The organism is Streptomyces sp. NPDC017936, assembly GCF_044328485.1.
Lineage (GTDB): Bacteria > Actinomycetota > Actinomycetes > Streptomycetales > Streptomycetaceae > Streptomyces.
Genome location: NZ_JBIRHK010000005.1, coordinates 71933 through 83761 on the forward strand (window position 1 = coordinate 71933; position 11829 = coordinate 83761).

Sequence of the window (11829 nt, forward strand, 5' to 3'; positions counted from 1 at the left end):
ACGACGATCTCCCCGTCTTTGTGACGAACGCCTCACGGAGATCGTTCCCGACCGCGGCGGTCCGGGGGCCGGGGTCCGGGGTGTGTCCGGACGGGGTTCGGCCCGGCGTCCGGCGCGAGGCGGGGACCGTTCAGTCCCGCGGCGCCAACGCCCCCCAGCGCACCGTCACTTCCCCCTGCCGCCACCGCGCGGGGCCGTCCGCCACCGGCCAGTCGGCCGTCAGGTCCCGCACCGCCCGGATCCACCGCTGACGGGCGCCGTACGCGGCGTACGGCGCGGCCGCGGCCCAGGCGCGGTCGAAGTCGCGCAGGAAGGCGTGCACGGGCTCACCGGGGACGTTGCGGTGGATCAGGGCCTTCGGGAGCCGTTCCGCGAGGTCCGAGGGGCGCTCCAGGGACCCGAGCCGGGTCGCGAAGGTGACCGTGCGCGGGCCCTCCGGACCGAGCGCGACCCACACGTGCCGCCGCCCGATCTCGTCACAGGTCCCCTCGACGAGCAGCCCCCCGCGGGAGGCCTCCGTCACCGGCGCGAGCCGGGCGCACAGCCGCTCCCACACCGCGGCGACCTGGTCCTCGGCGTACTGCCGCAGCACGTTGGCCGCGCGGATGAGGTGCGGCCGCCCGCCGAGCGGGATCTCGAAGCCGCCGTGCCGGAAGGCCAGGCCCTCGCGCTCGTACGGCTTCGCCGCCGTGACCCGGGCCGGTTCGATCTCGACGCCCACCACGCGCGCGTGCGGCGCGACCGAGCGCAGGCGGCCGAGCAGTTCGACGGCCGTCCAGGGGGCGGCGCCGTAGCCGAGGTCGACGGCCACGGGGGTGCCGGCGCGGCGCAGCTCGGCGCCGTGGACGGCGGCGATCCAGCGGTCCATGCGGCGCAGCCGGTTGGGGTTGGTCGTCCCGCGCGTGACCGTGCCCACGACGGGGGTCCCCCCGCTCGAGCGAAGCCGAGGGTGGGGGAGGGCCACGCGGGATGTCATGCCTACGAGGGTATGCGGTACCCGGCAGGGGGCCGTCCCCGCGGCCCCGGAGGGGGACGCCTCCGACCTTCGAACGGTTGAGCGAGTGGCGGTAATGCCTGAGCAAAAATCGTACGAACCCGCTTCCCGGTGGAATGGGAATACCTCCCTCCGGCGTTGCACCCCGTCGGAGGGTGCCGCACATCCTCCGCCCGGCATGCCCGCAGCGAGGAGGAACGCCACGTGAGCCAGTACGCCAGCAGGCTCGGGCGTCGCTCTGCGGCGGCACCCCCGCGGCTCCGGCTGCACCGCCGTCCCCGCCGGGTCGCCATGCTCTCCGTGCACACCTCGCCGCTGCACCAGCCCGGCACCGGCGACGCCGGCGGCATGAACGTCTACATCGTGGAGCTCGCGCAGCGCCTCGCCGCGATCAACATCGAGGTCGAGATCTTCACGCGCGCCACCACGGCCGCCCTCCCGCCGACCGTCCAGATGGCCCCCGGCGTCCTCGTCCGGCACGTCGACGCCGGCCCCTACGAGGGCCTCGCCAAGGAGGACCTCCCGGCCCAGCTGTGCGCCTTCACGCACGGCGTGATGCAGGCCTGGGCCGGCCACCGCCCCGGCTACTACGACCTCGTGCACTCGCACTACTGGCTCTCCGGCCACGTCGGCTGGCTCGCCGCCCAGCGCTGGGGCGCCCCCCTCGTGCACGCCATGCACACCATGGCCAAGGTCAAGAACGCCAACCTCGCCGACGGCGACACCCCCGAGCCCGCCGCCCGCGTCATCGGCGAGACCCAGATCGTCTCCGCCGCCGACCGGCTGATCGCCAACACCGCCGAGGAGGCCGGCGAACTCGTCCGGCACTACTCCGCCGACCCCGGCAGGGTCGCCGTCGTCCACCCCGGTGTGAACCTCGACCGCTTCCGCCCCGCCGACGGCCGCGCCGCCGCCCGCGCCCGCCTGGGCCTCCCGCAGGACGCCCTGATCCCCCTGTTCGCGGGCCGCATCCAGCCCCTCAAGGCCCCCGACATCCTCCTGCGCGCCGTCGCCGTCCTCCTCGACGAGCGCCCCGAGCTGCGCTCCCGGCTCGTCGTACCGATCGTCGGCGGCCCCAGCGGCAGCGGCCTCGCCAAGCCGGAGGGCCTGCAGAAGCTGGCCGCGCGCCTCGGCGTCGGTGACGTCGTACGGTTCCGGCCGCCCGTCGGCCAGGACCGGCTCGCGGACTGGTTCCGCGCCGCCTCCGTCCTCGTCGTCCCCTCCTACAGCGAGTCCTTCGGCCTGGTCGCCATAGAGGCGCAGGCGGCCGGCACGCCGGTGCTGGCCGCCGCGGTCGGCGGGCTGCCGGTGGCCGTCCGCGACGGTGAGACGGGCTTCCTGGTGGACGGTCACGAACCGGCCCGCTACGCGCGCGTGCTCGCGGACTTCGCCGACGCCCCGGACCTCACCGCCCGGATGGGCGCGGCCGCCGCCCGGCACGCCCGGTCCTTCGGCTGGGACACCGCGGCCGCCGCCACCGCCGACGTCTACACGGCCGCGACACAGGCCCACCGCCGTCGCGTACGCTCCCAGCATGGGTGAGCAGCAGCGCGCGACGCAGGTCATCGAAGGCGTCCTGAAGGACGCCGAACTGGAGTGGGAGAGCCCCGAGCCCGGCACGTACGTCGCCCAGCTCCCCGGCACCCGCAAGCTGAAGACGACGCTCTCCCTGATCGTGGGCCGCCACTCCCTCTCGCTGAACGCCTTCGTCATCCGCCACCCCGACGAGAACGAGGCCGGCGTCCACCGCTGGCTCCTGGAGCGCAACCTCAAGCTGTACGGCGTGAGTTACGCCGTCGACCAGCTCGGCGACGTCTACGTCACCGCCCGCCTCCCGCTGGCCGCGGTCACCCCCGAGGAGACGGACCGCCTCCTCGGCCAGGTCCTGGAGGCCGCCGACGGCGCCTTCAACACCCTCCTGGAACTGGGTTTCGCCTCCGCCATCCGCAAGGAGCACGCCTGGCGCGTCTCCCGCGGCGAGTCCACCCGCAACCTGGACGCCTTCCGCCACCTCACCGAGCGCCCGGCCGACTGAACGCGCCGCGCCGACCGCGCCGGCTACGGCGGCGAGGCCGGCGTCAGGCGGGTCCGGCCGGGGCCGGGCGGACCCCGTCGGGGCCGGACGAGTCCCGACCGGGCCGCCGCGCGCCGTAGCGCCCCGGGGTCACCCCGACCAACTTCCGGAAGTGCCGGGTGAGATGGGCCTGGTCGTAGAAGCCGGCGGCCACCGCGGCCTCGCCCGCCGGGCACCCGTCGAGCAGCAGCCGGCGGGCCCGGTCGATCCGGCGGGCCGTCAGGTACTGGTGCGGCGCGATGCCGTACGCCCCGCTGAACGCCCGCACCAGGTGCGCCGGATGGGCCTGGAGCAGCCCGGCGGCCTCGTCGAGCGTGACGCCCTCGACGAGGCGCCCGTCGAGCAGTTCCCGCAGCCGGCGCGCGAGAACGGGGTCGCGGCGGTCCGCCCGCACCCGGTCCGTGCCGCGCAGGTGGCCCCGCAGCCGTTCGCCGATCAGCGTCAGCCGGCTGCCGGCCTCGAACTCGTCGCCGGGCCGGGCGAGCGCCGCGTGCAGCTGCCCGACCCGCCGCCGCAGCAGCGGATCACGCAGGTCGGGACCGTCCACGGCGGGCCCGATCAGCTCCTCCCCGAGCACGCTCGCGTCCAGGTACAGCACCCTCTTGCGGAAGCCGTCCGGGGTGGCGGGGGAGCCGTTGTGCGGCACGTGCGGCGGCAGCAGCGACACCGTGTCGTGCGGCGTCCCGTGCTCGTGCCGGTCGAGGTCGTACCGTACGGCCCCGTCGTCCACGATGAGCAGCGTCCACGCGTCGTGGACGTGCATCGGGTAGGCGTACTCGGTGAAGTGCGCGTGGAAGACCTCCACGACGCCCCGGACGCCGGGGCGCCAGGCGGCGACGTCGGCGGTGGGCTGCGGGGCCGGGCGGGATGCGGCCATGCAAAGAACGTACAAGACGCCGCCGGACGCCGGACGGCAGTCTCGGTCCATGAACGACGCACCCCTCCGCTTCGACACCAAGATCGCCGTCCTGCTGCGGGAGGACCTGGAGACCTGGCAACGCCTCAACGTCACCGCCTTCCTGGTCAGCGGCCTGGGCACGGAGCTCCCCGAGGTGATCGGGGAGCCGTACGAGGACGCGGACGGCGTCCCCTACCTCCGGATGTTCCGCCAGCCGGTGCTGGTCTTCGAGGGCACGAAGGAGACGCTGACGGCGGCCCACACCCGCGCGCTCTCCCGGTCCCTCCCGCGCTCGGTGTTCACCGGCGACCTCTTCGCCACCGGCAACGACCGCGACAACCGCGCGGCGGTGCGGGCCGTGGGCACGGGCGAACTGGACCTGGTGGGACTGGCGGTGTACGGCCCGCGCAACGCGGTCGACAAGGTGCTGAAGGGGGCGCGGATGCATCCGTGAGGCGACGCGGGCGGCACCGGAGCACGGGCGGGGGCCGGATCCGGTGCGGCCTGGGCTCAGGCGGCGCTGACCTCGGGCTCGGCGCCGGACCCGGCCACGGCCGGACCGGTGGCCGCCGCCCCCGCCTCCGTTGCCTCCGCGGCCTCCGCGCTCGTCCCTGTCCCCGTCTCCGCGGGGAGCCGCCGCATCAGCACCGCGTACCCCGCCCCCGCCACGGTCCCGACCACCGCGCACAGCCCCCACAGCCACTCCGCCCCGAACCGGTCGATGACGACGCCGGACATCAGCGGGGCGACGAGGGAGGCCACGGCCCACGACAGGGTGTACATGCCCTGGTAGCGCCCGCGTCCGTGCACGGGGGAGAGGCGGACGACCAGGCCGGTCTGGGTGGGCGCGTTGACGATCTCGGCGAGGGTCCACACGCAGACGGTGAGCGCGAAGACGCCGACGGACCCGGCGAAGGCGGTGAGGCCGAAGCCGTACCCGGCCAGCACCGAGGAGATCACGAGCAGCCGTCCCGGGTCCCGGTGCTCGATGAAGCGCGTGACCGGGATCTGGAGGGCGACGATGAGGACGCCGTTGACGGCGATGGCCATGCCGTAGTCGGCCGGGGTGAAGCCGGCGGCGCCCATCGCCACGGGCAGGCCGATGGCCCCCTGCTGGAAGACGAAGGCGACGAGGAAGGACAGTCCGACGAGCCCCATGAACCGCCCGTCGCGCACCACGGTCCCCAGCCCGACGGCGTCCTGCGGGAGGGCCTTGCCCTCCCGCCGCGGCCGCGACTCGGGCAGCTTCAGGAAGACGACGACCGCGCAGGCGAGGGTCATCCCGCCCTCGATGAGGAAGCCGGCGAGATAGCTGACCTCGGCGATGAACCCGGCGGCCATGGAGGACACGGCGAACCCGAGGTTGATGGCCCAGTAGTTCAGGGAGAACGCCCGGACCCGGTCCTGGGGCCGCACGATGTCGGCCATCATCGCCTGCACGGCGGGCCGTGAGGCGTTGGAGGCCATGCCGACGAGGAAGGCGACGCCCGCGATGGCGACGGGGTGCCGCACGAAGCCGAGGGCCGCCACGGACACGGCGGTGGCGGTCTGCGCGACGAGCAGGGTGGGCCGCCGCCCCAGCCGGTCGGCCATGACCCCTCCGCCGAGGGAGGAGATCACCCCGCCCAGCCCGTGCAGCGCGGCGACCAGACCGGCGTAGGAGGCGGAGTACCCGCGGTCGAGCGTCAGGTACAGCGCCATGAAGGTGGCGACGAACGCGCCGAGCCGGTTGACGAGGGTGCTCGTCCACAGCCACCAGAACTCGCGGGGCAGCCCGGAGACGGTCTCCCGGGCGGCACGTCTGAGGGAGGCGACGGACATGGAGGATCCCCCGAATGTAAGCGGCGAAGGCGGTACCGAGAACTTACGGAGGGAGGCCCGCCGAGGGCCACTCAATTAACAGAACGCGTCAACCGTCCGCCCCTCGGGCGGCGTGCCCCGGGGCCCAAAGGCTTGGATTACGCTCATACGCATGGCCGACGCACCGTACAAGCTGATCCTCCTCCGCCACGGCGAGAGCGAGTGGAACGCGAAGAACCTGTTCACCGGCTGGGTGGACGTCAACCTCAACGAGAAGGGCGAGAAGGAGGCGGTCCGCGGCGGTGAGCTGCTCAAGGACGCCGGCCTGCTGCCCGACGTGGTCCACACGTCCCTCCAGAAGCGTGCGATCCGCACCGCCCAGCTGGCCCTCGAGGCGGCCGACCGGCACTGGATCCCGGTCCACCGCAGCTGGCGCCTGAACGAGCGCCACTACGGCGCCCTCCAGGGCAAGGACAAGGCCCAGACCCTCGCCGAGTTCGGCGAGGAGCAGTTCATGCTGTGGCGCCGCTCCTACGACACCCCGCCCCCGCCCCTCGAGGACGGCACGGAGTTCTCCCAGTCGGACGACCCGCGCTACGCGACGATCCCGCCGGAGCTCCGCCCCCGCACGGAGTGCCTGAAGGACGTCGTCATCCGCATGCTCCCGTACTGGTACGACGGCATCGTGCCCGACCTCCTCACGGGCCGCACGGTCCTGATCGCCGCCCACGGCAACAGCCTCCGCGCCCTCGTCAAGCACCTCGACGGCATCTCGGACGCCGACATCGCGGGCCTGAACATCCCGACCGGCATCCCGCTGTACTACGAGCTCGACGCCGCCTTCAAGCCGGTCACCCCCGGCGGCCGCTACCTCGACCCGGAAGCGGCCGCAGCCGCCATCGAGGCGGTCAAGAACCAGGGCAAGAAGAAGTAAGCCCGTCTGAAGAAGCCCCCTGCCTGCGGGTTCTCCGCCGGCAGGGGGCTTCTTCGTGGCTCCGGGCCGTCAGCCGGCGCACGACCCGGACGACGTCCCTCACGCGGGCGCCAGGGCCGGTGAGCACCACGTCATGAGGCACGGCGTCGCACACCGGCAAGAAGTACCCGTCCGCCATCGCTCTCCCCGCCCCTCTCCGGTGCGGAGCGTACGGGCCCTCAGCTGCCGTGTCGCCTCGATCGGGCGGCCTCGAAGACAGGTGGAGAAGTGCCGGAGCGCGTGCATGCCGTTCTCCCGTGACTCGGCGTACGACTCGCCGGACTTTCGCTCGGGATCAGCCGGCTGAGGCCGGTGTCCACTTACCTGTCTGCTCGTCTGTGCAAGAAGAATCTTCATGGTGCTCTTCTGCGTCTATTCAGTAATGCGGTGTCTCGGGCTTCCCTTATGTTGTCCTGAAAGCCTTCTCACCCGTTTGGTTCAGTGATGATGGTGCATCGCAGCGCCAGATGATGCCTGATGCTAGCGTCGGAGATCGGCAGCCGGAGATACCTCCGGCTGTCCCCCACGTGCACGAAAGGCAGGGAAATGGCCACTGCAACCGCTGACGCCATTGGCCTGAAGATTAAGAAGGTCTTCAGCGCCCTGGACGCCAACAATGACGGATACGTCGATTGGAGCGACTTCCAGAGCATCATCGACCGGTACCGCAGCGAGTACCGACTGGACAACAACAACCGCAAGGCCATGGCCCTCCACGCCGCCTACGCCATGCTCTGGCAGGAACTGGCCCGGCACGCGGACCTGAACGGTGACCAGCGCCTCTCCGAGGAGGAGTACGTCGCGGCGACCCGCTCCACGGTCCTCGACATCAGTCGCTTCGATTCCGTCAACGGCCTCACCGACGCCACGTTCGACGTGATGGACGCTGATGGTGACAACCAGATCAGCAAGGACGAGTACCTTCGGCTCGCGAACAACATCTGGGGTATCTCCTCTCCCGAGGCTGCCCAAGCGTTCGCGGCCCTGGACACCGACGGAGACGGACACATCTCCCGTCCGGAATTCATCCGGGCCGCCCGCGAGTTCTTCCTCTCCCCCGACCCGGCCGCCCCGGGAAGTCTGACCTTCGGGCGTGTGTAAGGGCCTTTCAGGTGGTTGATCACGCGTGAAGCGCAGTGATCGCGATCTGCCCCCGGGGGTGACGACGGCCTAGGAATGATCATGTGGTGTGTGGTCGTGCAACAACCCCCCTTCCGACAGGGAGGGCGTCGACAGCGGTGTCCTGTCGCAGGCTGTCTCCTGCCTGTCGTGGTGGGATTCCGCGCGCCACGAGTCCGAGGCACCGGTCAAGGAGGAGCAGGGCTCCCCGTCCGCCGTGTCCCCCGGGCACCGGCGCTGCCGCTCGGGCGCCGTGCCGCCGTGTACCCGCGCGAGGCAATCGCCCGATGGGCCGGCCGGGCCGGATCGCCTGACCATCGACACGGAAGAGTGCGCCACCGGGACCTCCTGCCGCTCATGGGTCGACACCCACGAGCTGTTCAGGAGGTCCCTTTCTCATGGCCTCGCCACGGAAGGACCACGGGACCGGGAACCCGCGTCCAATCGCCACCGTGCGAGCACGACCCCGTCGCACGCCGATGTCAGGCACCCGCGACGGCCTGTCGCCCGACCGCACCGCCGACGCGCCGGATCGAGCGGGGAATCGCGAGGAGAGCGGACCGGTCCGACGACGCCATGATGCGACCGTTCACCCAGGCCGACACCTCGACCGGCCGCGAATGAGCGCAGCTTTCCCCGCTGACGCCCCGCTGCCGGTCTTGTCCGCCCCCTACGCATGGCGTTGGCCCGGTCTCCCGAGCGCGAGGGCCGGTTGGATCCGCTCGATCGAACTCCCGAAGCGGTGCTCATCTCGGTGCGGCAGCGCGGAGCCAGTCGGCGAGCGTGGAGAAGTCGGCCTCCACAAGGCCTTCTGCCGGGTCGACACGGTGAAGCAGTGACGGCCCGGGGTGATGGGCGTCGACCCACAGGCGATCCATGGCGCTGATCTCGTCGTCGACCCAGATGAACGGCCGGCCGCCGGCCCACCGGACGAGGGGGCGAGTCTTCCAGTGCAAGCCGCGCGGGCCTTCGTCGGCACAGAGGTCCGGCCACTCCACCACCGGCAGCCTCGGCAGCCCGATGCGTGGGGAGACGGCTTCGTTCGCCTCCTCCCTCCAGGTCGTCGCCCACACGAGACGGCAGCCCAGGGCGATGAGGCGCGATCCGAGGCCGGGATCGAGCCGGTTCAGCAGGGGGTTCCCCTGATCGGGGGGCGTCGAGGGGTCGGCGGCGGTGATCCGTGGACGACCGGACGGCGACCCGAACGGGATCAGGGGACCGTCGACGTCGAGGAAGAGGAGAGGGCGCTCCGCTGCGCTTGTCACGGCGGCACGATAACTCTGCGCGACAGGGGAGCGGCACCCTCGGGCTGGGCCGTCCCCGAGCCGTCCGGGCCGCTCGGCAGTGGCCGACGGCGACCGACGGCGACCACCGGGCGCGCGAGCGTCATTTTTTGTTTCGATGTGCGTCTATGTTGACGTTTCTCGATCCAGGAGGCAGGCTGTGCATTGACAGATGTCAATGCAAGCAGATGGGGGCCGTTATGTCCCGTGTTCAGCTCGCCCTCCGTGTCGGCGACCTCGAGGCGTCGATCGCCTTCTACGCGAAGCTGTTCGGCGCCGAACCGGCCAAGCGGCGTGAGGGGTACGCCAACTTCGCCCTCGTCGATCCCCCGCTCAAGCTCGTCCTGATCGAGGGGGAGGCCGGTGAGGAGACCCGTCTGGACCACCTCGGCGTCGAGGTGCGGTCCACGGACCAGGTCGACGCCGCGACCACCCGGCTCAGGGACGCCGGCCTGGCCACGTTCGAGGAGAACGACACCTCCTGCTGCTACGCCCTCCAGGACAAGGTGTGGGTCCACGGCCCCGGCAAGGAGCCCTGGGAGGTCTACGTGGTCAAGGCGGACGCCGACACCCTCGGCAAGAGCGCCGACCCCGGCGCCGTCGGCGACGGCTGCTGCGCCGGCCGGACCGAGGACGCGGCCCCCGCCGCGGCGGGGTGCGGCTGCGGCTGAGCGGCGGTCCTGTGCAGCGGCGGCGGCCGCGGGAAGCCGTGGAGGCGGTCGCTTCAGGAAGTCAGGCCGGGCTCGTGCCGTACGGCCAGCAGGGCCACGTCGTCGTCGTTGTCCTTCGGACGCGCTCGGGCCAGCAACTGGTCGGTGAAGGACTCCAGGGGGCGGCGGGCCAGGGCCGCGGCGTTCCGGCGCAGGCGGTCCAGGCCCTCGTCCAGGACGTGGCCCGGGGACTCGATCAGGCCGTCGGTGTAGAGGAGCAGGGTCGCGCCGGGCGGCAGTTCCACCGTCGCGTCGGGACGGGGCCGCTCGGGCGTGACGCCCAGGAGGATGCTGTGGCCGTCGGTCAGATAGCGGGCCACGCCCTCGCGGGTGACCAGCAGGGGAGGCGGATGGCCCGCGTTGGTCCAGGTCAGTTCGCACTGGCCGACGGCGTTGTCGCTCATGCGGGCGAAGACCAGCGTGGCCATGGAGACCTCGACGATCTCCAGGGTCGCCTGGTCGAGCCACTCGACGATCTTGCTCGGCGGCCTCTGCTGGGACAGGGCGTACGCCCGGAGCATGTTGCGCAGCTGGGCCATGCCGGCCGCGGCTTCCAGGTCGTGGCCCACGACGTCGCCGACGGCGAGGGCGGTGGCGCCGTCCGGCAGGGTGAACGCGTCGTACCAGTCGCCGCCGACGTGGGAGGCGTCCGGCGCGGGCAGGTAGCGGACGGTCATGGTGTTGCCGGGCGTCCGCGGGAGCCTCGGCAGCAGATGGCGCTGCATGGTCTCGGCGACCTTGCGCTGGCGCTGGTAGAGGCGGGCGTTCTCCAGGGCGAGGCCGGCGCGCCGGGCGATGTCCTCCAGCAGGGCGGTGTCGGAGGCGGTGAACGGGTCGGGCTGGTCGGCGCGGCCGAGGGTGAGGGCGCCCATGACCTCGTGCAGGCTGCGGAGCGGAACCATGATCGCCGAGTGCATGCCGGTCGCCTCGAACAGGCGCCGTTGCTCCACCGCGATGCCGGAGTCGGGCGGTCCCTGATACGTCTCGGGACCGGCGAGGGAGGACGCGACGCCGCGCAGGGCGCGGGACAGGGGCATCGGGGACTCCTGCGGCACCGGCGGCATGGGCCCCTGGAGGTCGTCCTGGAACACCACGGTGCCGCCTTCGGCGTGGGCGACGGCGAAGCGCGACACTTCGTCCCGCTCGCCGATCAGGTCGATGACGGCCCAGTCGGCGAGGAGGGGCGTCACGAGGGTGATCAGGCGGCGCAGTGCCTCGTGGATGTCCAGGGTGGAGGTGAGCAGGGCGGTCGTCTCGGCGAGCAGGGCGAGCCGTTCCAGTTCGGTGAGCCGCCCGCCGACCGGTGTCCGCTGGGCGGGCCGCCCGGGGTGTCCCGCGGAGTGGAAGAGGACGAGCGTGGCCGACGGGCGGATGCCGATGTCGCACGGAGTGGCCAGCCACGCCACCGGCAACAGCGTGCCGTCCCCGCGCTCGAGCCACACGTCCGTGCCCTGCTCCGTGCGTCCGCCGAGGACGCTCTCCCGTATCCGGCACTGGGCCCTCGGCACGGGCTCCCCGCAGCTGGTGCGGTGCAGCAGGTCGTGGGCGTCCCGGCCGACCAGGTCGGAGGCGGGGCGGGCCAGGAGCCGTTCGCCGTGCGTGTTGACGGCGACGATGAGGCCCTGCTCGTCCGACATACAAGCGCCCGTGCCGAGGGTCTCGAGGGCCCTAGCCACCGCTTCCTGCCGATCACCCGGGCCCCGCATGGCTGCCTCCCGTCACCGGAGAGATCACATCGGCCACTCCCGTGGTCCGGGTTCCCCCTGGGACCCGGATGACCCTCGGGGCGGGCAAGAGCGGCACGGCCGGGCCGGCACGGCCGGGTGCGAGGAGAGGCAGGCCCACCGCGTCGGGGCCCCCCCCCGCGGGGGCCCCCCCCCCGGGCCGGGGGGGGGGGGGGGGCGGGCCCCGGGCCGGGGGGCTACTGGCGGGTCCGGGGGGCCCCCCTGCGCGGGGGGCCGGTGCGGGGGATCTGCCG

Annotated in this window: 11 protein-coding genes; 6 read left to right on the forward strand and 5 right to left on the reverse strand. The window is 72.6% G+C overall.

The window, feature by feature from the left end:
* Nucleotides 1–130: 130 nt before the first annotated feature.
* The gene (locus tag ACH4F6_RS12130) at nt 131–976 is read right to left on the reverse strand and encodes a class I SAM-dependent methyltransferase (RefSeq protein ID WP_397959923.1); all 846 of its coding nucleotides are present in this window, start codon (nt 974–976) and stop codon (nt 131–133) included.
* Nucleotides 977–1198: 222 nt separating this feature from the next.
* On the opposite strand from ACH4F6_RS12130, the gene mshA reads away from it, so the two are divergent.
* Together mshA and ACH4F6_RS12140 are read left to right on the forward strand one after the other, a co-directional pair.
* Complete coding sequence (gene mshA / locus ACH4F6_RS12135; protein WP_397959924.1) at nt 1199–2536, forward strand: D-inositol-3-phosphate glycosyltransferase; 1338 nt, start codon at nt 1199–1201, stop codon at nt 2534–2536.
* Nucleotides 2529–3029 carry a YbjN domain-containing protein gene (locus ACH4F6_RS12140; protein ID WP_397959925.1) on the forward strand — a complete coding sequence of 167 codons (501 nt, stop codon included), beginning with the start codon at nt 2529–2531 and terminating at the stop codon, nt 3027–3029. Before mshA ends, ACH4F6_RS12140 begins: the two co-directional genes overlap by 8 nt.
* A 43-nt stretch (nt 3030–3072) precedes the next feature.
* Here the strand turns inward: ACH4F6_RS12140 and ACH4F6_RS12145 are convergent, their stop codons facing one another.
* Entirely contained in the window at nt 3073–3945 is an 873-nt protein-coding gene (locus ACH4F6_RS12145) for an AraC family transcriptional regulator (RefSeq protein ID WP_397959926.1), read from the reverse strand.
* Nucleotides 3946–3994: 49 nt separating this feature from the next.
* Between ACH4F6_RS12145 and ACH4F6_RS12150 the strand changes: the two genes are divergently transcribed.
* Nucleotides 3995–4420 (forward strand): DUF2000 family protein, encoded by a 426-nt coding sequence (locus ACH4F6_RS12150; RefSeq protein WP_397959927.1) that lies wholly within the window; start codon nt 3995–3997, stop codon nt 4418–4420.
* A 56-nt stretch (nt 4421–4476) separates the two neighbouring features.
* Here ACH4F6_RS12150 and ACH4F6_RS12155 read toward each other — a convergent pair whose 3' ends face one another.
* Nucleotides 4477–5787, reverse strand: coding sequence for an MDR family MFS transporter (locus tag ACH4F6_RS12155; protein WP_397959928.1), 1311 nt, complete (start codon nt 5785–5787; stop codon nt 4477–4479).
* Between the two features lie 151 nt (nt 5788–5938).
* Between ACH4F6_RS12155 and ACH4F6_RS12160 the strand changes: the two genes are divergently transcribed.
* Nucleotides 5939–6700, forward strand: a complete 762-nt coding sequence (locus ACH4F6_RS12160) for a phosphoglyceromutase (RefSeq protein ID WP_397959929.1) — start codon at nt 5939–5941, stop codon at nt 6698–6700.
* A 585-nt stretch (nt 6701–7285) separates the two neighbouring features.
* Nucleotides 7286–7840: an EF-hand domain-containing protein gene (locus tag ACH4F6_RS12165; protein WP_397959930.1), complete on the forward strand. Its 555-nt coding sequence runs from the start codon at nt 7286–7288 to the stop codon at nt 7838–7840.
* 764 nt (nt 7841–8604) lie between these two features.
* On the opposite strand, the gene ACH4F6_RS12170 is transcribed toward ACH4F6_RS12165, so the two are convergent.
* Nucleotides 8605–9123, reverse strand: a complete 519-nt coding sequence (locus ACH4F6_RS12170; RefSeq protein ID WP_397959931.1) for an HAD domain-containing protein — start codon at nt 9121–9123, stop codon at nt 8605–8607.
* Nucleotides 9124–9341: 218 nt separating this feature from the next.
* Here ACH4F6_RS12170 and ACH4F6_RS12175 point away from each other — a divergent pair, with 218 nt between their 5' ends.
* Complete coding sequence (locus tag ACH4F6_RS12175; RefSeq protein ID WP_397959932.1) at nt 9342–9812, forward strand: ArsI/CadI family heavy metal resistance metalloenzyme; 471 nt, start codon at nt 9342–9344, stop codon at nt 9810–9812.
* Between the two features lie 53 nt (nt 9813–9865).
* Here ACH4F6_RS12175 and ACH4F6_RS12180 read toward each other — a convergent pair whose 3' ends face one another.
* On the reverse strand, nt 9866–11557 hold the full coding sequence (locus tag ACH4F6_RS12180; protein ID WP_397959933.1) for a SpoIIE family protein phosphatase: 1692 nt from the start codon (nt 11555–11557) through the stop codon (nt 9866–9868).
* Nucleotides 11558–11829: the final 272 nt, after the last annotated feature.